Source organism: Candidatus Flexifilum breve (assembly GCF_016713355.1).
Genome location: NZ_JADJPI010000010.1, coordinates 96,911 through 116,910 on the forward strand (window position 1 = coordinate 96,911; position 20,000 = coordinate 116,910).

General features: G+C 61.2%; 21 protein-coding genes. 9 read left to right on the top strand and 12 right to left on the bottom strand.

Annotated features, from left to right (window positions below; genetic code table 11):
• Positions 1 to 64 precede the first annotated feature (64 nt).
• The 6 genes from IPK17_RS10180 to IPK17_RS10205 form a co-directional block, all read right to left on the bottom strand.
• Positions 65 to 916 carry a sensor histidine kinase gene (locus IPK17_RS10180; RefSeq protein ID WP_343417583.1) on the bottom strand — a complete coding sequence of 284 codons (852 nt, stop codon included), beginning with the start codon at positions 914 to 916 and terminating at the stop codon, positions 65 to 67.
• Positions 916 to 1,800 (bottom strand): sensor histidine kinase, encoded by an 885-nt coding sequence (locus tag IPK17_RS10185; protein ID WP_343417584.1) that lies wholly within the window; start codon positions 1,798 to 1,800, stop codon positions 916 to 918. Before IPK17_RS10185 ends, IPK17_RS10180 begins: the two co-directional genes overlap by 1 nt.
• On the bottom strand, positions 1,797 to 3,647 hold the full coding sequence (locus IPK17_RS10190; RefSeq protein WP_343417585.1) for a GAF domain-containing protein: 1,851 nt from the start codon (positions 3,645 to 3,647) through the stop codon (positions 1,797 to 1,799). The genes IPK17_RS10185 and IPK17_RS10190 overlap by 4 nt, the downstream gene beginning before the upstream one ends.
• Positions 3,634 to 4,323: an endonuclease III domain-containing protein gene (locus IPK17_RS10195; RefSeq protein ID WP_343417586.1), complete on the bottom strand. Its 690-nt coding sequence runs from the start codon at positions 4,321 to 4,323 to the stop codon at positions 3,634 to 3,636. The genes IPK17_RS10190 and IPK17_RS10195 overlap by 14 nt, the downstream gene beginning before the upstream one ends.
• A gap of 40 nt (positions 4,324 to 4,363) precedes the next feature.
• Positions 4,364 to 5,386, bottom strand: a complete 1,023-nt coding sequence (locus IPK17_RS10200; protein ID WP_343417587.1) for a hypothetical protein — start codon at positions 5,384 to 5,386, stop codon at positions 4,364 to 4,366.
• Positions 5,387 to 5,513: 127 nt separating this feature from the next.
• On the bottom strand, positions 5,514 to 6,281 hold the full coding sequence (locus IPK17_RS10205; RefSeq protein ID WP_343417588.1) for an SIR2 family NAD-dependent protein deacylase: 768 nt from the start codon (positions 6,279 to 6,281) through the stop codon (positions 5,514 to 5,516).
• Positions 6,282 to 6,425: 144 nt separating this feature from the next.
• On the opposite strand from IPK17_RS10205, the gene IPK17_RS10210 reads away from it, so the two are divergent.
• Together IPK17_RS10210 and IPK17_RS10215 are read left to right on the top strand one after the other, a co-directional pair.
• On the top strand, positions 6,426 to 7,247 hold the full coding sequence (locus tag IPK17_RS10210) for a multinuclear nonheme iron-dependent oxidase (protein ID WP_343417589.1): 822 nt from the start codon (positions 6,426 to 6,428) through the stop codon (positions 7,245 to 7,247).
• Positions 7,248 to 8,033: 786 nt separating this feature from the next.
• Positions 8,034 to 8,303 carry a hypothetical protein gene (locus IPK17_RS10215; RefSeq protein ID WP_343417590.1) on the top strand — a complete coding sequence of 90 codons (270 nt, stop codon included), beginning with the start codon at positions 8,034 to 8,036 and terminating at the stop codon, positions 8,301 to 8,303.
• A gap of 6 nt (positions 8,304 to 8,309) precedes the next feature.
• Here the strand turns inward: IPK17_RS10215 and IPK17_RS10220 are convergent, their stop codons facing one another.
• The 4 genes from IPK17_RS10220 to IPK17_RS10230 form a co-directional block, all read right to left on the bottom strand.
• The gene (locus IPK17_RS10220) at positions 8,310 to 9,320 is read right to left on the bottom strand and encodes an MBL fold metallo-hydrolase (RefSeq protein ID WP_343417591.1); all 1,011 of its coding nucleotides are present in this window, start codon (positions 9,318 to 9,320) and stop codon (positions 8,310 to 8,312) included.
• Positions 9,320 to 9,727 carry a hypothetical protein gene (locus tag IPK17_RS10225; protein WP_343417592.1) on the bottom strand — a complete coding sequence of 136 codons (408 nt, stop codon included), beginning with the start codon at positions 9,725 to 9,727 and terminating at the stop codon, positions 9,320 to 9,322. Before IPK17_RS10225 ends, IPK17_RS10220 begins: the two co-directional genes overlap by 1 nt.
• A 267-nt stretch (positions 9,728 to 9,994) precedes the next feature.
• Entirely contained in the window at positions 9,995 to 10,210 is a 216-nt protein-coding gene (locus tag IPK17_RS41030; protein WP_502748631.1) for a hypothetical protein, read from the bottom strand.
• On the bottom strand, positions 10,110 to 10,583 hold the full coding sequence (locus IPK17_RS10230) for an NADPH-dependent FMN reductase (RefSeq protein WP_502748678.1): 474 nt from the start codon (positions 10,581 to 10,583) through the stop codon (positions 10,110 to 10,112). The genes IPK17_RS41030 and IPK17_RS10230 overlap by 101 nt, the downstream gene beginning before the upstream one ends.
• Before the next feature lie 167 nt (positions 10,584 to 10,750).
• Here IPK17_RS10230 and IPK17_RS10235 point away from each other — a divergent pair, with 167 nt between their 5' ends.
• The 4 genes from IPK17_RS10235 (at position 10,751) to IPK17_RS10250 (ending at position 14,791) form a co-directional block, all read left to right on the top strand.
• The gene (locus IPK17_RS10235) at positions 10,751 to 11,614 is read left to right on the top strand and encodes a nucleotidyltransferase family protein (protein WP_343417593.1); all 864 of its coding nucleotides are present in this window, start codon (positions 10,751 to 10,753) and stop codon (positions 11,612 to 11,614) included.
• 10 nt (positions 11,615 to 11,624) lie between these two features.
• The gene (locus IPK17_RS10240) at positions 11,625 to 13,424 is read left to right on the top strand and encodes a transglycosylase domain-containing protein (RefSeq protein ID WP_343417594.1); all 1,800 of its coding nucleotides are present in this window, start codon (positions 11,625 to 11,627) and stop codon (positions 13,422 to 13,424) included.
• A complete protein-coding gene (locus IPK17_RS10245; RefSeq protein WP_343417595.1) occupies positions 13,411 to 14,151 on the top strand; it encodes a penicillin-binding protein 1C in 741 nt (246 codons plus the stop codon). The genes IPK17_RS10240 and IPK17_RS10245 overlap by 14 nt, the downstream gene beginning before the upstream one ends.
• 163 nt (positions 14,152 to 14,314) lie before the next feature.
• Positions 14,315 to 14,791 carry a pyridoxamine 5'-phosphate oxidase family protein gene (locus IPK17_RS10250; protein WP_343417596.1) on the top strand — a complete coding sequence of 159 codons (477 nt, stop codon included), beginning with the start codon at positions 14,315 to 14,317 and terminating at the stop codon, positions 14,789 to 14,791.
• An 11-nt stretch (positions 14,792 to 14,802) separates the two neighbouring features.
• On the opposite strand, the gene IPK17_RS10255 is transcribed toward IPK17_RS10250, so the two are convergent.
• A complete protein-coding gene (locus tag IPK17_RS10255; RefSeq protein ID WP_343417597.1) occupies positions 14,803 to 15,651 on the bottom strand; it encodes a PHP domain-containing protein in 849 nt (282 codons plus the stop codon).
• Between the two features lie 132 nt (positions 15,652 to 15,783).
• On the opposite strand from IPK17_RS10255, the gene IPK17_RS10260 reads away from it, so the two are divergent.
• Positions 15,784 to 16,656 carry an alpha/beta hydrolase family protein gene (locus tag IPK17_RS10260; RefSeq protein ID WP_343417598.1) on the top strand — a complete coding sequence of 291 codons (873 nt, stop codon included), beginning with the start codon at positions 15,784 to 15,786 and terminating at the stop codon, positions 16,654 to 16,656.
• 158 nt (positions 16,657 to 16,814) lie between these two features.
• On the opposite strand, the gene IPK17_RS10265 is transcribed toward IPK17_RS10260, so the two are convergent.
• Positions 16,815 to 18,581 (bottom strand): sensor histidine kinase, encoded by a 1,767-nt coding sequence (locus tag IPK17_RS10265; protein WP_343417599.1) that lies wholly within the window; start codon positions 18,579 to 18,581, stop codon positions 16,815 to 16,817.
• A 106-nt stretch (positions 18,582 to 18,687) separates the two neighbouring features.
• Here IPK17_RS10265 and IPK17_RS10270 point away from each other — a divergent pair, with 106 nt between their 5' ends.
• Both IPK17_RS10270 and IPK17_RS10275 read left to right on the top strand, forming a co-directional pair.
• On the top strand, positions 18,688 to 19,806 hold the full coding sequence (locus IPK17_RS10270) for a tetratricopeptide repeat protein (protein WP_343417600.1): 1,119 nt from the start codon (positions 18,688 to 18,690) through the stop codon (positions 19,804 to 19,806).
• Between the two features lie 35 nt (positions 19,807 to 19,841).
• Positions 19,842 to 19,985: a hypothetical protein gene (locus IPK17_RS10275; protein ID WP_343417601.1), complete on the top strand. Its 144-nt coding sequence runs from the start codon at positions 19,842 to 19,844 to the stop codon at positions 19,983 to 19,985.
• Positions 19,986 to 20,000: the final 15 nt, after the last annotated feature.

A 20,000-nucleotide genomic window follows, 5' to 3' on the forward strand; every position in this document is an offset into this window, starting at 1 on the left:
CGGTGGGATGCCGTGTAAGGGGGTCACTGCCGGAGGGTGATCGTTTTAGCAGTGGGGCCTGCGCTTAGGGCTCGTCGCTCGGCACCGCCGTCGGCAGGGTGAAGCTGAACGTGCTGCCTTCATCCGGCTCGCCGCTGAAAAACAGCTCGCCGCCCATCAGATGCAGCAGTTCACGGTCGAGGTACAAGCGCAAACCACCGCCGGGATGCTGCCGTACCAGTGGATGATGCACACCGCGCCAGAACGCCTCGCCGACCCGGTCATCCGGGCTGATGCCAATGCCCGTGTCCTCGACACCGAACAGCACATGCGTGCCGAGCGTGTCCGCTGTGACGCGGATCGAGCCGCCGTTGGGCGTGTAGAGCACGGCATTTTCCATCAGGTCGACGAGGATCGTCAGCACCTGAATGGGATCGCCCAGCACGGGCGGCAGCGGGTCGTCAATGCGCATGCTGACTTTGTGGTCACGCGCATCCGCCCGGTCTTTCACCCAGTTCCACGCGCGATAAATGGTCGCTTCGCCATCAAACGCTTCGTTGTGCAGCTGCAGCACGCCGCTCTCCACCTTCATCAGCGTGAACAGCGAGTCGATCATATCAAACGCGGTGTCGGCCTGAAGTTCGGCCAGATGCAGCGCGTCATCCTGATCGCTGTTGAGCCGCCCCAACCCGCCATCGCGCAGGGACCGGATCTGCCCGCGCAGTGAGGTAAGCGCTGGCAGCAGCAGATCGACCGTTTGCTGGAACAGTGGGTCAAGGGTGGCTTGCGGCAGAGGCTGCAGGCGCGTGCGCAGCGCCGCATTCTCATCAAACAAATCGATCATCAAGTCGATGACGGCCTCAATGCGTGCGGCTGCCATCGGTGGTGCGGCCGCCTGCATTTTGCGCAGAACAGTGATCGCCTGAGCGTACTGCATTAACCCATCCCCGGTATCCTAACGGTGAAGGTGGTACCCTTTTCCGCTTCACTGACGACGCTGACCGTCCCCCCCAACAGCTTGATCAGGCCGTAGGCCACCGGGACGCCTAAACCACTCCCTTTGAACGAGCGCACCAGCTCGTTTTCTGAGCGGAAGTACACTTCACCGAGCCGCGCCAAGTCTTCCGGCGTCATGCCGATGCCATTGTCGATCACCTTGATGATCAAATCACTGCCTTCGCCGCTGGCGGCGACCGTCACCGTGCCATCCTCATTGGAATAGCGCAGCCCATTTTCAACCAGCTTGAAGATCGCCTTCGCCAGCAGTTCGCCGTCCAAATTGAGGAGCGGCAGACCCTGCGGCACATCCAGCGTGAGCGTCTTGTTGAGGCTTTCGGCCACCGGGCGCGCGCTCTTCTCGACCATCATGGCGATATTTTTGAACATGTCCATTTTGCTGTTGATGCGCAGTGTGCCCGCGCGCAGCTTGTTCATATCGCTGACATCGACCAGCAGTGACTCCATGCGCCGCGAATTGGTGCGGATGGTGTCCACAAACTGCTTCTGCATGTCGTTGAGCGCGCCCATCGCGCCGCTGCCAAGCATGTCACCGTAGCCGCGAATGCTGGTCATCGGCGTGCGCAGTTCGTGAATCGCGTGCCCGAAAAAGCCCGCCTGCTCTTTGAGAAAAGTTTCCATATCGGGCGGCACGGCTTTGGCGGCGATTTCCGCTTCGCGCGCCTTGGCTTCTTCGGCGGCTTGCCCCAGCAACTCCTGAATCGCCTGGATTTGTCCCGGCAGCCGGAACGGAATGAGCGATCCGGCCTGAGCACCTTGATGGAGCTCGGCCAGAAGCGCCTGTGCTTGTTCAAGTGCGGTCATGCGTTCCCCTCCGCAATGGGTACGCTAAACGTAAATTTGCTGCCTCTGCCGACCTGGCTTTCGATGAGGATCTCGCCGCCCATCTGGCGCACGAGACTCGACGTGATGGCAAAGCCTAAGCCAGTGCCCGGCTGCGAACGGGTGAAATCATCGTCCGCACGCCAGAACTTCGTCCCGAGTTTCTCAATCGCTTCTTCCGAGAGGCCAATACCGGTATCCTGCACGCTGAATTCGACGCGCTTATCGCGCTGCACTACCGTCAGCGTGATAACGCCGCCATCAGGCGTGTATTTATAGGCATTGCTCACGAGATTGGTCAGCACTTGCAGCAATCGGTAGAAATCGACGCGCAGCGGGGGCATCTTCCCCTTCACCTGTTCGACATAAGCATGGTTGCGCGCTCTGATTTGGGTGATGACGTTATCGCGCACTGCTTGCATTACATCTTCGATCTCAACTCGCGTTTCATTCATAAAGAAATGCCCGCTTTCGATGCGGCTGATATCTGACAGGTCAGACACGAGCATTTCCATCCGTTTGACAGCGTCGCGGATGCGCTGCATATACCCGAGCTGTTCCTCGCGCAAATCCCCATCCATGATGACGAGATCCGCGTAGCCGAGGATGATGTTCATCGGCACCTTGAGCTCGTGCGCAACAGTGCCGACGAATTCGCTCTTGGCGCGGTCGGCGGTTTGCAACTGCGAATACAGGCGCGAGTTTTCGATGGCGGCGGCGGCGCGCGCCACCACACGCTCGATCATTTCCATCTGTTCCTGCGTGAACGACGAGTCGCGCCGCAGGACAATCACGGCGAACACCTTGTCTTTGCGCTGAATCGGCACGATCAACACGCCTTGAACGCGTTTTTCGTCGTAGCTGTTGACGCTCGTGCCGGTCTCCACCGCTTTGAGCGCCATCGGATACAGCTTTTCGAGGTAGAACGGCTGGGTGTCTTCCGGGCTGAACCCGGCATGATGCACGGCGAGAATCCGTTTGTTCTCGACCAGACCGATGTGACCATAGGTCGCTTCGGAGAGGCGGCACGACCAATCGAGCGTGGATTTCATCACGTGTTCAACGTCGAGGTTTTCGCTCAACTGGATGTCGATCCGCCGCAGTTGGCGCAGTTCTTCGAGACGTTCGGCGAGCTTCTGGTCGGTCGCGCTGAACAACTGCGCGTTGTCGATGGCGACCGCCGCCTGCCCCGCGAAGGCTTCGAGCGCCGCCAGGTTGGTCTCATCAAAGAGGCCAGAGACCGCGCGGTTATCGACGTAAATCGCGCCCATCACCCGCCCGCGCACGCGCAGCGGCATCGCCATGATGCTGCGCAGCATCTGGCCGACAATGCTCTCGTGTTCGCTGAAGCGCGGATCTTCCGACGCATTGGTCGTGAGGACAGGTTCGCCCGTATCGAGCACGCTGTTGGCAATCGTCCGGCTGTAATTGAACTGTTCGCTGCTCAGCGTCTGCTGGTCGAAGTTGCGCGCGGCCTGCACCTGCAGCGCCCCGTCATCGTCGCGCAGCACGAGGAAACCGCGTTCCGCGCCCGTGAGCTGCAAGATCGCGTCCATCACCTGATTCAACACCTGCTGCAAGTCGAGCGATGACCCGAGCAAACGGCTCACGTTGTACAGCAGTTCAAAGCGTTCCTGCTGCTTGCGGAGCTTATGCTCTTGATCCATGCGCCCGAGCAGGTCGTTGAGTTTATCGAGCTGCTTTTCGAGAAAAGCGGGATCGATCCGCCCGATCTGCACCTGCGTCTTCAGCAGATTGAGATTGTGCCGCATCGCCGCGATTTCGTGGTCGCCAATGCCCACCGGGGGTTTGACGTTAGGATTCACCATAAGTCATGCTCTTGTAATAGTCGCAATGGGCAGTCAAGGGACACAGTTCGCACTTCGGACGCCGCGCCTGACAAATCTCTCGACCCAACCGAATGAGATTAAGGTGAAACTCGTAATGTGCCTCGGGGGGCACGATACTTTCCATCACCGGATGCGCTTTATCCGCGCTGATATTCGCCGGCAAAAACCCGATCCGCTGGCCGACGCGGTGAATATGCGTATCGACCGGAAACGCGGGTCGATTAAACCCAAAACACAGCACAATGGCGGCGGTCTTCGGCCCCACCCCTTTGAACGATGTCAGCCATGCTTTGGCCTCATCCAAGGGGACATCCGCCAGAAAATCGATGTTCATCTCGCCGCGTTCCACGTAGATGCGCCGCAGTACATCCTGAATCACGGGCGCTTTCTGGTGCGCGAGGCCAGACGGGCGAATCGTCTCGATCACTGCTTCCAACGGCGCGTTCATCACCTGCTCCCACGACGCGAAGCGGGCTTTCAACGCCGCAAAGGCGCGATCCTTATTCAAATCCGTTGTGCTCTGGCTCAGAATGCAGTCGATCAGCTCATCCAGCGGTGGCAAAGATTGACGCCAGGTCGGGCGACCAAAGACCGCGTGCAGCGTCTGGGCTATCGGGGCATATTTCGCCTTACGGCGCTCAAAGTCCGAAATCATCAACGGTGTTTCCTTGTCTTCAGAATTTATTATAGCTGTTTCACGAATTTTGTACTGTGCCAAGAAATACCGCCTGCGCGACCGTCTCTAGATCCCCGGTCGACAGATCCGCTTTGAGGGTCTCATTCGCCAGTTGATCGCCGAGCAGCAGCGCGCCTTCGCTGAACTGCAGCGGACGCAGTTGGCGATCCGGCGCGGAGACGAGCGTGCGCTGTGTCATGGTCGCCAGGTCGAGCAGCGCGACGACCGTGCGCACGCTCTGCGTCGGCAGGCCAAGGTCGCGAATTTCGCCGAGCGCATAAGCAGCGTAACGTCCGCCGGGGTCGATCACCACATCGCCGCCCTGCGTGAATGTGCCCAAACTGGGGATGATGTGTTCGGAACCGAGTGTTAGATCGATGACATGTACATCGAACCCGGCGAGATCCGGCGCCAACGCCAAGCGAATCAAGCGCCCCGCGCCGATGCCGCCGCCGCAGAAACAGCCCGGTTCGCCGGGGAGCATCGCCGTCGCTCCGGTCGCCAGATCGAGCGCGAACAACCCCGCATACTGGCGAAACGGCGTAATGTCGCCAATGTTATCCGGCTGAAAATCCATGTAGGCCGTCGTCCCGTTCACGGCGACCGGGAAGGCCCGCACGCCTTCGCCGTTGCTATCTGCGAAGACCTGCCGCTCGTTCGAACCATCGAGATTGGCGGCATAGGTCGTGGTCGTGAGAGTGGGCGTTGCGCCGCTGGTGAGCGTCCACACGATCTGATCGCCGCTGAGCGCCCAATCGATGCGCCGGGCATCCCCGCTCAACTGTACGAACGGATGATCGCGCAGCGTGCCGCTCGGCGCGGCGGTGCGGACGCGGTTCGTCGTGCGGTCGAAGAACAGCACGCCGCCATTGATGAGCGTGTAGCGGTCGCCATCAAGGTCAAACGTGGTCTGCGCGCCCGTCAGCACATCGATGAACGTCAGCCGATCCAGTGGGCCGTTCATGACGAACGCTTGATAAACGGAGGTGGTCTGGGCGGTAACGCTTGTGAACGACAAGAGCAGGAGCAGGGCGAAAATCACAGATAAAGCCTCACCCCTAAATCCCCTCTCCCAAGGGCGAGGGGACTTAAGACGGCAACCTTGGTGCCTCCCCCTCTCCTCTAGGAGAGGGGGCTGGGGGGTGAGGCTACAGACAGTCTCCACCGCGTTACGCTTCATCCAACGCCGCCAGCACGCGGGGCAGAATGTCGCCCGCCGCGCCGCTCAACCACACGTCGGCAATCGGCGTGAGTTCGCTCTCTGACGGGTTGATCTCGATCACCTTGCCGCCGACCCGCCGCGTGATGTGCGGCATATCGGCGGCGGGCATGACCGTGCCCGACGTGCCGACCACCAGCATAACATCGGCGCGCGCGCTGGCGAGCTTCGCCTCGTCCAGTTGATCGAGGGGAAGCATTTCGCCGAACCACACGACATCCGGGCGGACATATGCGCCGCAGTGTGGGCAGCGCGGCACCTCATGCTGCTCATCCCAGGTGAGAGTCGTCACATCGACGGGTGTCGGGTCGCCCTGACAGCTCTTGGAGCACTTGTTCGCGCTGATCTTGCCGTGCAGGCGGATAATGCGCGTGCTGCCCGCCTGTTCATGCAAATCGTCGACGTTCTGCGTGATGATTTGCAGCGTTGGGATACGTCGTTCCAGTTCGGCCAGCGCCTGGTGCGCGGGGTTTGGCTGCGCCGGGCTCATTAAGCGGCGGCGATATTCGTAAAACTCCCAGACCAGTTTGGGATTCGAGGCAAACGCCTGCGGCGTCGCCAACCGCATGGGATCATATTTTGCCCATAAGCCATCCAGCGCGTCGCGGAAGGTCGGCACACCCGATTCTTTGCTCACCCCAGCGCCCGTCAAGACTACAAGCCGCTCACTCGCCTTGATGAGCGCGGCGGCTTGACGAATTTGTTCTTCAATCGTCATCGGATCTTCTCACCGTTTCAACCTTGTAATTATACCCGATAGATCCGAGGTTTCGCCATGAAGAACGGTGGGGAAACGTCAGGCATACCCGTGTATATGAACGGTATGCTGTGACCGGATTGCAGCAACAGGGAGAAAAACTGGATGCAATTTGCCATTAACTATTCGCCGCAGGCCGCGGCCCTGCTGAGCGCGGGCCAAATCGCGATCGACTACTTCAAGTGTCCCGATTGGGACCACATGATCGCCGATGCCCGCGCGCTGAAACCCGTCTACGTCCACTTTCCGATCACGGTGGGGCGCGGCCAGCTCGGCAAAATGGATTGGCACAAGGTCGACCGCCTGCTGCGCGACACCAGCACGCCGCTGGTCAACGTGCACCTCGCGGCCATGCGCCCCGACTATCCGTCGCCGTACGATCCACAGCAGGTGATCGACACACTGCACCGCGAACTCGCCGACGTCGTGGCGCGCTATGGCGCGGATAAGGTGATCGCGGAGAATGTGCCGCATCACGGCGACGACACCGATTACGAATATCCGGTGCTGCGCCCGGTGGTACTGCCCGACGTCATCCGCTCAGTGATCGAAGCGGCGAACTGCGGTTTCCTGTTCGACCTATCACACGCGCGCATCTCCGCGGCGACGCTCGGCCTCGACTGGCGCGAGTACGTGCGCGGGCTGCCGCTGGAACGCATCCGCGAAGTGCACGTTACGGGTATGACACGTTTAGACAATGGACGCTTAGAGGATCATCTCGGCTTCACCGAGGCCGATTGGGCAGCCTTCGACTGGTTCATTGAGGAGATGCGTGCAGGTCGCGCTGCCACCCCGTGGATCGTCTCGTATGAGTACGGTGGCACGGGGCCAGCGTTCGCGTGGCGCAGCGAAAGCAGCGTGATCGCGCGGGATGTGCCGCGGTTGTATCAAGCGGTTCACAGTCATCCGTTGACAGTGAACGGGTAGATCCGACCCCACCCCCGGCCCCTCCCCGAATTCAGGGAGGGGAGACAGATTCCCCCTCTCCCCGCTTGCGTGGGAGAGGGGTTGGGGGGGGGAAAGTCCCCCCCGTGTGGCTGAGATCGCAGGCGGACGCGCCAACAGATTGCGCGGAAGCCGCTGTCACCTGTAAAGCCCCATGCTGAAACTTCCGGTAGACGTCACTGGAGGTAATCGCCGGCCGTGCTGGCGCACGGCGATATACGTTCCGGCAACCGAAGACGCTTCGATCATGCCGCCGACGCCTCGACACGTCTCGCGTTCACCTTGTCGCGTCGCTCGAGTTAACAGGTGATCCTGACGAACGGGATTTCTTCATTCAGCAGGATTATGCCGAGCACATGCTCCTGCTGCCGCTGATCGTGGTCACCGATACCACGCCTGATTTCTCGGGAGTGGGCTTGCGCTCCACATCGGCTTCGTTAGGAATGCTCATTGCGGCTGTCAACATCCTCGACACGGCAGGGGAAAACGCCCCACTATGGGTTCGAACAGGGGATGGGGGTAAGGCTATGGATTTTCGTGCAATCACCTCGTTTTTCCGCCTCTGCCGACGCGGGGGGGGGGGGGGGCGCGTTGAACCAGCCTTTAGCCGGTCTCGCCTGTCTAGGATCGGCGTGCCTGTTTCTGTTCGCCATGGTTGGACGCGATGTAAAGTGGTTCATGGCCTCAGTAATTTTGACTAGTGCTCTTGCCCTAGCCAGTGTTGCCGCTCTCAACAGCGTCTTGACTAGTGTTGAACTTACGCATTCATTGAGTGTTGACCGTGACCAGTACGCACTCGTTACGCTGACGCGCAGCGACTTTGACATCTGCACCGATCATCAGTATCTGGTCATGGAGTGTGATTCGCTGCTTTTAGCCTGTCAGCCTCTATGGCAATCGATCACCTACGGTGATTGGTGTGGGCAAGCAGGCTTTGAACCCGAAAACAAAACCCTCACCTACGATGCGGCAGCGCAGCAGTTGCTCGTCCAGCTTGACGACGAACGCTTTACCGTGCCACTCGAACCGCCCGCCTGAGTCCGCTCACGCCAGCGCGTACTGCAAGGCGGGGTTGTCCTCGCGTTCGACCTCGTCCAAGTTCGCGACCATCAGCCGCCCATGCTGGTACAAATACTCAACGTGCGCGCCGACTTCCTCCAGCGCCAGCAGCACATCATAGCCGTGCCGCTCCGGGTACATGCCGCGTGAGATCGCGCCGATGGTGCACGGCTGCCCCATGTCGCGCATGATCGTCTCCACGCGCTCCAGTTTGCGCTCATGGCTGGCGCGGATCTCGCCGATGCGCTCGTGCAGGTTGTAGATCGGCGTCTCGTGCCCGCCCAGCGCCACGCGGATGCCGTCGAGCCGCGCGACTTTCGCCAGCGCCTCGAAGTAATGCCCCAAGCCCGTGTACGCGGTGATGCTCTCCGGCGCTTGGTGCGGCGTCGTCACCGCCAGCACGTGATCCGCGCTGATCAGCACATCGCCGATCACGATGCACACCTGACCGGGGCAGTGTCCCGGCGTGTGGATGAAGCGCATGCCATCCAGTTCGATGCCCTCGTCCAGCGCAAAATCGACATTCACCGAGCGGAAGAACTTCTTGCCGAAGCCGTACATCTCCATGAGTTTGGTGCGTCGTTCGGCGGGGATGCCCGCGCGTTCCAGATACACGCGCAGGTCTTTGGTGGCGATGATCACGCGCTCCTCGTAGTTGGTCAGCACGCGCCTATCCAGCGGATGCACGCCCACCTGCGCGGTTGTGAGGTCGAGCACGCCGCCCAACCCGCCAAAGTGATCGATGTGCCCGTGCGTGATCAGCACACGGCGAATGTCGCTGATGTCCAGCGCTTCCCCAAATTCGGTGCGGAGCGCGGCGATCCCCGCCACGAGCTGATCGCCGGAGTTCCCAATGCCCGACCCGCAGTCGATCAGCGTGGGGACGCCCTGCTCCAACAGCACGTAGCAGTAGACGATGAAACCGGGGAACGCCTCGACGGGCAGGCGGTAGATCCGCGCGCCCGTCGCAGCGTCAAAACGCTCGATAGCCGTCATTACATCGAGAACAGCGAACGACCGGGCAGCGCCGCCACCCCCGCGAAGACGATCACCAACGTCACGATGATCACGGCGAGCGACACCATGTAACGCACGTTGTCGGGACGGCGGCGGAACGGCATGTCGAGGTGGGCCACGACGACGGCCACGGTCATCAGGGCGACGTGCCCCCAGCGATAGCCCGTGCCTTCAGGCACGCCCAGCGCGATCAACACGATTAAGCCGAGCAGCCATTGGATTTCAACCGCGCGCACGAAAATCGTCATGAAGCGCTTGGCGAACCCATCATAGGGGCGATTCTGGAACAAACCGATCAGGATGGCGATGATCGCGACGACGGTCGCCAGCACGACCAACCAGCGCACGCCCGAATGCGCTTGAAACAGAATAGTCTGAATGCTCATAGATGATAGATCCTTTTTAGGTGGAGATAGTCAATCCTGACTAAGCATACCAGAAACAAAAACGCCGAGGTAGTCCCCGGTGGGTGTGGAATTGATGAATCTTGCAGCGTTGGTGGCTTACATGGCTGAGGCGAGCAGGTCGGTGCGAGGTAAACGTGACCGCCTTTACAAAGTTGAGGACGAGGCATGCCTCGTCCCTACCCAAACGCTCGTATCCGTCTCCCCTCCCTGAATTCGGGGAAGGGTCGGAAACAACGACGGATTGTACTACACCCCGGCAGGCTGTCCCTGCGCGCGGTACATGTTGACCAGCACCGCTAGATTCTTGAGCAGATCGCGCAGGAACCCGCGGGTTGCCTCGTCGGTGAGGTGCAGGTTGGCGTCAAACTTGTCTTTTGCCGTCATCACCAGCACCTGCGGCGTATTGACGACCGGGTTGTCGGTATACACCAATACCTGCCGCAGATGATGCTGCGCGCGCACTGTGCCGAACAGCCCGGTCGCAGCGCCCATGATGGCGACCGGTTTGCCCCTTGAGCGGCACCTGCTTGTTGGCATCCGGTCGTGATGCCCAGTCAATCGCGTTTTTGAGCACGCCGGGAATCGAGAAATTGTATTCCGGCGTGGCGATCAGCAGCGCGTCCGCCGCGGTCATCTGCTCGCGGAAGTCCTGCACCGCGTCAGGATAACCCTGCGCCCGTACATCATCGTTGTACAGCGGGATGCCGCTGAGATCGGCTGTGTCCAAGGTCATGCCTTCCGGCAGCAGGTGTCCCGCTGCCCGGAGCAGCGCGCTGTTATACGATCCTTGTCTTAGGCTCCCCGAAATTCCGAGAACGCGAATAGGCTGAGTCATGTCTCGTTTCCTTACACTCCACCACAGTCCCTACACTGTACAGATTAGGCATGAGAATCCCGTGATCATCCGGGCAGCAGTCCGTTGGAGTGAATGGGTTCAGCATCGGGCAGGCGTCAGGCAAACGCTGTCCACTCGTCACCGCAATTTCCGGTAAAATTAAGATCATGATGATTAAACTACCTGATGATAAACAAACCCTACTTGACGACCTGCTGCCGCGCTTGACCGCTGTGCCCGGCGTAGCGGCAATCGTGATCGGCGGGTCGCTGGCACGCGGCACCGCGCGTCCCGATTCCGACCTCGACCTCGCGCTCTACTACCACGACGCCGCGCCCTTCGACCTCGCCGCCATTCGCGCTATCGCCGAAGCGATCAGCGTAGAGGGCGCGCCCACAGTCACCGAGTTCTACGGGTGGGGCGCGTGGGTCAACGGCGGCGCGTGGATCAAGACGCGGGCGGGCAAAGTCGACTTCCTTTACCGGAGCATCGACCATGTGCGCCGCACCATCGAAGAGGCGCATGCCGGGCACACGCACACCGACTACGAGCAGCAGCCGACCTTCGGCTTTCACAGCACCATCTACCTCGCCGAAACGCACGACTGTGTGCCCGTCTACGATCCCGACGGCGTGATCGCCGCCCTCAAAGCGGCGGTCTCGACGTATCCGCCCGCCCTCAAAGCACAGATGATCACGGGCAGCCTGTGGAGCGCGGAATTTACGCTCTATCACGCGCAGGGCTTCGCGGCCACCGGGGACGCCTACAACACGGTCGGCTGCCTCACGCGGATGCTGTATAAGCTCACGCATGTGCTGTATGCGCTCAATGAGACGTATTTCGCGGGCGACAAACGCTCGCAGGACAAGATCGCCGCCTTCGCCATCAAGCCGGAAGGCTATCTGGCGGCCGTCGACGCGCTGCTGCGCCACCCCGGCGCGGATCTCGCCGCGTCAGTCGCCGAGGTTGAGCGATTGTGGCGGAGCGTCAAAGCCCTGTCGGACGATTACGCGCCGCTCTGGCGCGTGTGAAAGATTGACCATGCTGAAACGGTTTCGCGCGCTCAAACGCTGGCAGAAACTCGGTGTGATCGCGGCGGCGCTGGGCGCGGTGTTCGCAGTGACGATGTATGCGTGGCTGTTCGCCGATCTGCCGTCCATCGATCAAATTCACGCGGGCATGACGCTGCCCTCCACGCGCATTTATGATCGCAACGGCACGCTGCTCTACGAGATCCTCGCGGACAGCGAAACGGGCGGGCGCAACACCGCGATTCCGCTGGAGAGCATCCCGCAGCACTGCCGCGACGCGGTGATCGCCACCGAAGACGCCAACTTCTACAACCATCCCGGCGTCGATGTGGTCGGCATCGCCCGCGCCCTCTGGATCAACGTGAGCGGCGGCGAAGTCTTGGCGGGCGGCAGCACGATCACGCAGCAGGTGGCGCGCACGCTCCTGCTCGACCCGCAGCAGCGCGCCGAGCGGTCACTGCGCCGCAAGCTGCGCGAGAGCATCCTCGCGCTGCGCCTGCAAACTGCCTACAGCAAAGCCGACATCCTCGCGCTCTACCTAAATCAGTCGTATTTCGGCAACCTCGCCTACGGCATCGAAGCGGCGGCGCAAGCCTACTTCGGCAAGTCCGCGCCCGATCTCTCTCTGGCGGAATGCGCGCTCTTGGCGGGTTTGCTCCAGTCGCCCGCCGTGTACGACCCGCTGACCAACCTCGAAGCGGCCAAAGATCGCCAAGCTGTCGTGCTCAACCTGATGGTGCAGTACGGCTATCTCGACGCAGCGACGGCGGAACTCGCCCGCAACGACGAGCTGCAATTCGCGGCCAGCCCTTTCCCCATCGAAGCGCCGCACTTCGTCATGGCGGTGATTAAGCAGTTGGAGCGTGACTACCCCGACGCCCTGTACCGCGACGGCCTCGACGTGATCACCACGGTCGATCTCGACTGGCAGCGCGCGGCGGAACGCATCGTCAACCGCCAGCTCGACGGGCTGAATCACCCGGCAGCGGGCGGTCGCCAGCCCGCCAACGCCAACAACGCCGCCGTCGTCGCCCTCGACCCGTACACCGGGCAGGTGCTGACCCTGCTCGGCAGCCCGGACTACTTTGACGAGGCGATTGACGGCGCGGTCAACGCAGCGCTGGCCAACCGCCAACCGGGCAGCACGCTCAAGCCGTTTACCTACGCCGCCGCCTTCGACCCGACGGGTCCCGATCCGTGGACGCCCGCCACCATGATCCTCGACGTGGAGACACCGTTCGTCACCCGACGCCTGGAGAGCTACACGCCCGCCAATTTCGGGCTGGTCGAGCATGGCCCGGTGCTCATCCGCGAGGCGCTGGCCTCCTCGATGAACATCCCGGCGGTCGTCACACTGGAACACGTCGGCGTGAGCACGATGATCGAACTGGCGGCCAACGCCGGGCTGACCACGCTCTCCGGCAACACCAATCTTGATCTCTCAGTCACGCTCGGCGGCGGCGAAATCCGTCTGCTGGACTTGGTGCAGGCCTACAGCATCTTCCCGAACGGCGGCTACCACATCGACCCCGTGTTCATCCTCAAGGTGACAGATCGCGGCGGGCAGGTGCTCTACGAATGGCAGAATCGCCCGCTCACACAGCGCGTGATCGACGAGCGGGTCGCCTTCCTCATCACCGACATTCTGAGCGACGACGAGGCGCGCATTCAGGGGCTTTGGGCGGCGCAGCGCGCTCAACATCGGGCGACCCGCGGCGGCGAAAACGGGCACGACCACCGACTACCGCGACAACTGGATCGTCGGCTACACGCCGAATCTGGTGGGCGGGGTGTGGGTGGGCAACGCTGACAACACGCCGATGGTCGATGTGACGGGCGTGAGCGGTGCCGCGCCGATCTGGAACGCGTTCATGCGCGAAGTGCTGACTGGTCAACCGGAACTCGAATTCCCTCAGCGGACAGATCTATTGCGGCTCGAAGTCTGCGCGGTGAGCGGTCTGCTGGCGACGCCGGAATGCCCGCGCCGCCGCGTCGAGTGGTTCATCCCCGGCACCGAGCCAACCGAATACGACAACTTCTACCAGACGTTCACGATTGATCGGCGTACCGGGCAGTTAGCCGATGACTCGACGCCCGAAGTCGACCGTCTCGACCGCGTGTATCTGGTCTTGCCGCAGGAAGCGCGGGATTGGGGCATCCGCAACGGCATCACCCCGCCGCCGACCGCCGCCGAGATCGTGCAGACGGACGCGGACGACGGTCTGCGCCTGCTCGAACCTGATCCGTACACGATCTTCCAGATTTCGCCGCAGCTTCCGGTCGAAGCGCAGCGCCTGCGCCTGACGGTCGGCGCGCCGCCGGGAACGGAATCGGTGACGTATGCCATGAATGGCGAGACGCTCGGCACGGTCAACGCGGAGCCGTGGGCGCTGTGGTGGCCGCTCGAACAAGGGGATTGGGAACTGGTCGCGCAGGCGACGCTGGCCGACGGCACGGTCGAAACCAGCGACCCGATCCCCTTCAGCGTGACCGTTTATGTGCCGCCAGAAAGTCACACTGAGGGCACTTCCCCGTAGATTTGTTGCCCATGTCACCTTTAGACACGGGCAACCTCAGTGCTGTGGTTTCTCGTTCCTATGATCAACGACTTCCCCATTCGATGGCATTTGTCAGTGCCGACTCCAGCCGCTCAGCTTACCATCAAAATCTGTGGTGGAATGCAGCGACTCGGAGGTCATCGTGGTACTGCAACTTGCGAGTGAAGTGGTTTGGACAAGCCTTAAACAGGAACTCTTTGCCGTCTTGGGCATGGTGACGGAAAAAGGCGAAGCGCGCACAGTCGGCGTGGTTTACATCGTGCACGAGCACAAGCTCTACGTTGTCACAGGCAAAGACACGTGGAAAGCGCGGCATATGACCCAAAATGCGCATGTTTCGGTGACCGTGCCGATTGCCAAGCGCATTCCCTTCCTGTTCTGGATCAAAATCCCCGCGGCGACGATCACCTTTTCCGGTCAGGCAACCGTGCAAAGTGCCGCATCTGTGAGCAAGGATGTCTTGAAGTCGCTGCTGCGCACCGAAAACCCGGATAACCTGAACGACATGTGCGTGATAGAAATTCAGCCCGTTGGCGACTTCGTCACTTATGGCATTGGCGTCCCGCTGATGTCGATGCGCACGCCAGAACAAGCGCGCGGTCGGGCACCCGTAGCCTAAGAGTCGCCGTGCTACCCCTGCACCTGAATACCCAATCGCTCCAGCAGCGGGCGACACCACGCCGCGCGGTATTTGATCGGCGGTTTGTCCGGCGTATGCGAATCTGACCCCGCGCTCGTCAACAAGTGGTGCTGATCGGCGTAGGCCTGGTACAGCGCGATTTGCCCCGGCGAATGTTTGGGATAGTGCACTTCGAAGCCATCAATCGGGACTTCAGCGCGCAGGGCATCGAGTGACGCGCTGTCGAAGCACAGGTAACCGTCACCGCGACCAGGATGCGCGATCAGGCACACGCCCCCGCTGGCATGCGCCGACTCGACGACCTCGGCAATGTCCACCGTGATCTGCTGCAAGCCGGAATCGACCAGCAGCCGCCCCGGCGAGCGTTCCAGCGTGCCGTACCCCTGCTGCCGCACGAGATCGACCAACCGATGGGGCTGCTGCACGGCGGGCTGAGCGAGCAGCGCCTCGACAGCCACCGGTGGGAGCGGATAACCCGCTTGCGCAATCGCCTCGACGGTCTGGCGTATGTTCGCCTGCTGTCGCCGTAGGAGTCCATCGGCCACCGGCTGCAGCGCGTTCGCCGCCGGGTCGAAGCCAAAACAGAGTACATCAATCAGTTCCCCGTGCCAGTGGGTGCTCATTTCCACGGCGACCAGCAGATGAAAGCCTTTCGCCGCGGCGACTGCCTGCAGCAGCGGCGTGATATCCACGCGATCATGATCGGTGATGGCAGCCAGCGCGAACTGTTCAGCAATCAAGTGATCGATGAGCGCTTCCGGCGTCCATGTTCCGTCGCTGTACAACGTGTGCAGTTGGAGATCAACCGCCGCGTCCGCTGCCAGAATCGTGTTGTTCATAACCACCATCCTAGGTGCAACCAATCTCGACTTGATCCTACTCCCAGCCCTAATCAGCCGCTACCACCGCCCCCATTCACCGCCACAGAGCTATACTCCACAGGGTATATTCTCTTTTGAAGGAGCACCATTATGAAACTGCGTTTGTTCGCCTTTGCGCTCACGCTCGTGTGCCTGTTGAGCTTCGCCGGAGTCGCGTTGGCTCAGGATGCTGTCCCCGTAAATGAGGGAGAAACTGTGATCACTCTTGAGAATGGCGTCGTCGGGACGCTGAATATGCCGGAATCAGACTCCCCCGTTCCCGCTGTGCTCATGCTGCACGGCTTCGCCAGCTCACGCAATGAAGTCGGCGATATGTACCTGCGCCTCGCCGCCGCCCTCGCCGAACGCGGCATCGGTTCGCTGCGCATCGACTTCGCCGGGTGGGGCGACAGCGCGGGCGATATGGCCGCCAGCACGGTCAGCGGCATGGTCGCCGATGCGGAACTCGCGCTCGCCTACCTGCAGGGTGTCGAAGGCGTCGATGCGTCGCGCCTCGGCATTCTCGGTTTCAGCCTCGGCGGCGGCATCACCGTGTTCACCGCGGGCGAAAACCCCGACGCCTTCAAGTCGATGGCACTGTGGTCGACGTTTGGCAACCTGCGCGACATCTTCATCGAAGAATTGACGCAGGAGAACTTTGACGCCGCCGCGGCCAATGGCACAGTCGAGATCGACCTCGGCTGGCGCATGGTCACGCTGGGCAATGGCTTCTTCACCGGGTTGGAAGACTTCGACTATCAGACGGAATTCCCGAACTACACGGGTTCGTTCATGGTGGTCGCCGGGTCGGAAGATGGCTCCGCCGACTTTCTCGACTGGTACCGCGAACATGCGCAGGGCGCGCTCCGCGCCTCGTACCTCGTCCCCGGCGCGGATCACATCTACAACGTGCTGACCGAGGATCAGACCTTGGCGGAAGCGACCATCAAGGCGACGGCGAACTGGTTCGCCATGACGCTGTAAGGGCGATCCGCCTCACCCATAAATCCCCTCTCCCACGGGAGAGGGGCATAGCGATCAGCGGACGCGATAAATCGCGTCCCTACGAAAACAAATTTGGCTTGCCACATGATGCAGTCTCCCCTCCCTGGATTCGGGGAGGGGGCCGGGAGGGGATGAGGCTAATCTCTACGCCGTCCCTTGATAGGGCGGCAGGCGAAATCCAAACGTGCTGCCCGTGCCATACTCGCTCTGGAGGAACATGCTGCCGGAGTGCCGCTCGACGATCCCTTGACCAAGTACAAGCCCAACCCCGTCCCTTCGATCTTCACCGTTTCCCGCGTGCGCACCCGGTAGAACGGGTGAAAGAGTTTCGCCTGCATCTCGACGGGGATGCCCACTCCCGTGTCGGTCACCGCAAACGCGATCTGATCGGTTTCGGTGTACAGCCGTACGCGCACGGTCCCGCCCGGCGGCGTGTATTTGATGGCGTTGCTGATCAGGTTGGTCACGGCCTCGCGGAGCTGCACGGAGTCACCGCAGACGGAAAGCGGCGCATCAGCAATGCTCACCGTGTAGGTCAGCGGCTTGTCCGCGGCGGATCGGCTCATGCCCTCCGCCGTCTCTCTGACCAGCGCGGTCAGGTCGACCTGCGCCATCGTCTGCTCGGCGGCCATCCGTTCGATGCGATCCAATGAAAAGATATCGTTGACGATCTGGAAAATCTTGCTCGACGCCCGATCCATATGTTCGAGATAGGTCTGCACGTCGCTGATCGGCGTGGCGAGGTCCTGTTCGCGGATCAGTTCGAGATACCCCTTGATCATACCGAGCGGCGTCTTGAGATCGTGCGCGCCCATGCGGATCATTTCCGTCTTCAGTTCTTCAAGGCGGCTGATGCGCGCCAGCAGCGCCTGCTGTTCGCGTTCGGCCTGTCGGATGAGGGTAATATCGCTCAGGATGATGATGTGGCCGCGCATCTGCCCGGAACGCGACAGTGACGGTGCGACCCGCACCTTATAATCCGCGCCCCTGAAATGCACGTCCTCCGCGTCAAACTGATCACCGAGCGCCCGCGCCAGTTCAGGGCACGCTGCCGTTAGCGGCAGGCCAATGACCTCGCCGCGCGTGGCCTGCACAAACGGCTTGGCCGCGGGATTGAACACCAGCACCCGCCGCTTGAGATCACACACGATCACCGGATTGGGCGAACTGGTGAAGATCGTCTCGTAGGGCACGGGCAGCACTTCGACAAACCGCAACCGGAACACGGCAATTGTCAGCAGCCCCGCGCCAACCAGATAGCTGATCGGGATCGGGTGGACGCCTTCGATCAAGTACCAGCCAAACACGGTCGCATACTGCCCCGCGGCAGGGATCAGCGTGCCCGCCAGCCACAGGATCATCTGCCAGCGATACAACCGCCACTGGCGGACATGCGCGCGCACCAGCAGCCCCACGCCGCTCCCCAACAGCAGCACCGTACACACGAAATACACGTAAAACAGCGGCCCATATTCCGCCTGAAACACGTTGAAAGCGGGCGTCGTCAGCACATGGATGTCGCGCCAGATCAGCCCGTGCAGTTCATTGGTGACGGCCAGCCCGAAAATACCCGTGGGCACAATCGCCAAAAACCAGCCGACGCGCTCCGCGATCGCCCCGTACCCGGCGAATTTCAGGGTGAAGATGAACCACAACAGCACGCTGAACACGCCGATATACTGAATTTTGCTGGCCGTCAGCGACATGGCCGGGCCGGGGCTGATGATTTCCAGCGTATACCCCGCCACGCGAATCGCTTCGAACAGCAGCAGCAGCGTGAAAATGCGCCCACCTTGAATCGTATCCTGCCGCGACCAAGCATACAGAGTCATGGCGAGCATCACGAGGATGCAGGCGGCGCCCAGCACAGTATTAATGGTCAGAGCATTGATGGCCAGCGTCACGCCGAAGTGAACCTCTCTAGAACAAGCGCCCTGAGATCAGTATAATGGACATTGAGTGCAATCAAGCACAAGCTATTACACTAACGAGGTAACTTCGTAAGAAACTATGCAGATCAAACGCGACTATACGAAACCGCTCTTCCGTGATCATCGGAAAAAACGCGGGACATGGCGCTGGATTCTGCTCTACTTCCTCTTCATTGGCGCCTTTCTCTTCTTCGTCGACAGTCAATTTTCCAAGTTGCAGTTGATGGCTCTCGATATGATCGGGCAAGCGCCGCCGCCGACTCCCTTCGCCAGTGAATTGGCGACGCAGGGCATGAACTTGTTCATGTCCGGGGATATGCAGGGCGCGCGCGACTATTTCCGCCGGGCGGTGCTGCAGCAGCCGCAAAATGTCGATTACATGTATGAATATGGACGTGTCCTGCTGGAACTCGGCGTCGACGAGCCCGGTTACTATCAGGACGCCATCGCCATCGGCGATCAGGCGATCAACGCCAACTCGAACGATCCCCGCGGTTACGTTATCAAGGCACGGGCCATTGATCTGAATGGTGACCCGGCCAATGCCGTACCGATCGCGCAGGCGGGCTTGCAGCGTGACCGCAATTTCTCGCCGCTCTACACCGCCTTGAGCAGCGCCTACCGCCAGATCGACCGCTACGACGTGGCGCTCGACTCCGCGGAAGAAGCGATCCGCCTCGATCCGCTCGATCCATCGGCGCGGCGCGTGTATGCGCTGGCGCTGATCTGGGTGGGTCGCTACGACGAAGCGCTCGATCAATTGGAACAGGCAGTCGCGCTCAACCCGAACCTCGCCTCGCCGTATTTCGAACTTGCCAGCATGTATCGCACGCTCGCTAAACGCGACGCGAATGGCGGCCTCGACTATTACGCGCTGGCCATTGCGACCTATGAGCAGGTGCTGTCCTTCCAGCCGCAGAATGCGAAAGCCTATCTGCGCTTGTGCGAGACCTACACCGAAATCGGGGAGCACCGCCGCGGGCAAGGCTACTGCGAGGATGCGCTCACCATCAACCCGCAGTATCCGCAGGCCTGGCGCGCGCTCGGGCAGACGATGTATCCGCAACGCAACTACGAAGGCGCCATCGAGTCGTTCGAAGAGTGCGTTGACCTCGGTTCTGACGGATCGAGTGCTACTATCTGCGCGGGCTGTCTCATTACTATCTCGGCGAGTGCAACGACGCCTGGACGATCCTGAGCGATGCGCTCACCCGCCAGCGCGCCGTCTCGCTGGTGGCCGATGATGAGGATCCGGTCATCATCAACACGATCAACGGTCTGCGCCTGATCACCGAAAACTGCGAAGGCTACGCCGGACGCGCCTTGCCGCAGCCGCCAACGCCTACGCCCATCCCGCCGACACCCATCGGGAGCTAGGTGGTGTTACAAGTC

Bases quoted from the DNA above. Each gene is read 5' to 3' on its own strand.
- IPK17_RS10230 (WP_502748678.1), bottom strand. From the start codon at position 10,583: ATGACTCAGCCTATTCGCGTTCTCGGAATTTCGGGGAGCCTAAGACAA.
- IPK17_RS10210 (WP_343417589.1), top strand. From the start codon at position 6,426: ATGCAATTTGCCATTAACTATTCGCCGCAGGCCGCGGCCCTGCTGAGC.
- IPK17_RS10225 (WP_343417592.1), bottom strand. From the start codon at position 9,727: ATGAGCATTCAGACTATTCTGTTTCAAGCGCATTCGGGCGTGCGCTGG.
- IPK17_RS10235 (WP_343417593.1), top strand. From the start codon at position 10,751: ATGATGATTAAACTACCTGATGATAAACAAACCCTACTTGACGACCTG.
- IPK17_RS10185 (WP_343417584.1), bottom strand. From the start codon at position 1,800: ATGACCGCACTTGAACAAGCACAGGCGCTTCTGGCCGAGCTCCATCAA.
- IPK17_RS10190 (WP_343417585.1), bottom strand. From the start codon at position 3,647: ATGGTGAATCCTAACGTCAAACCCCCGGTGGGCATTGGCGACCACGAA.
- IPK17_RS10270 (WP_343417600.1), top strand. From the start codon at position 18,688: ATGCAGATCAAACGCGACTATACGAAACCGCTCTTCCGTGATCATCGG.
- IPK17_RS10260 (WP_343417598.1), top strand. From the start codon at position 15,784: ATGAAACTGCGTTTGTTCGCCTTTGCGCTCACGCTCGTGTGCCTGTTG.
- IPK17_RS10255 (WP_343417597.1), bottom strand. From the start codon at position 15,651: ATGAACAACACGATTCTGGCAGCGGACGCGGCGGTTGATCTCCAACTG.
- IPK17_RS10180 (WP_343417583.1), bottom strand. From the start codon at position 916: ATGCAGTACGCTCAGGCGATCACTGTTCTGCGCAAAATGCAGGCGGCC.
- IPK17_RS10240 (WP_343417594.1), top strand. From the start codon at position 11,625: ATGCTGAAACGGTTTCGCGCGCTCAAACGCTGGCAGAAACTCGGTGTG.
- IPK17_RS10220 (WP_343417591.1), bottom strand. From the start codon at position 9,320: ATGACGGCTATCGAGCGTTTTGACGCTGCGACGGGCGCGCGGATCTAC.
- IPK17_RS10195 (WP_343417586.1), bottom strand. From the start codon at position 4,323: ATGATTTCGGACTTTGAGCGCCGTAAGGCGAAATATGCCCCGATAGCC.
- IPK17_RS10205 (WP_343417588.1), bottom strand. From the start codon at position 6,281: ATGACGATTGAAGAACAAATTCGTCAAGCCGCCGCGCTCATCAAGGCG.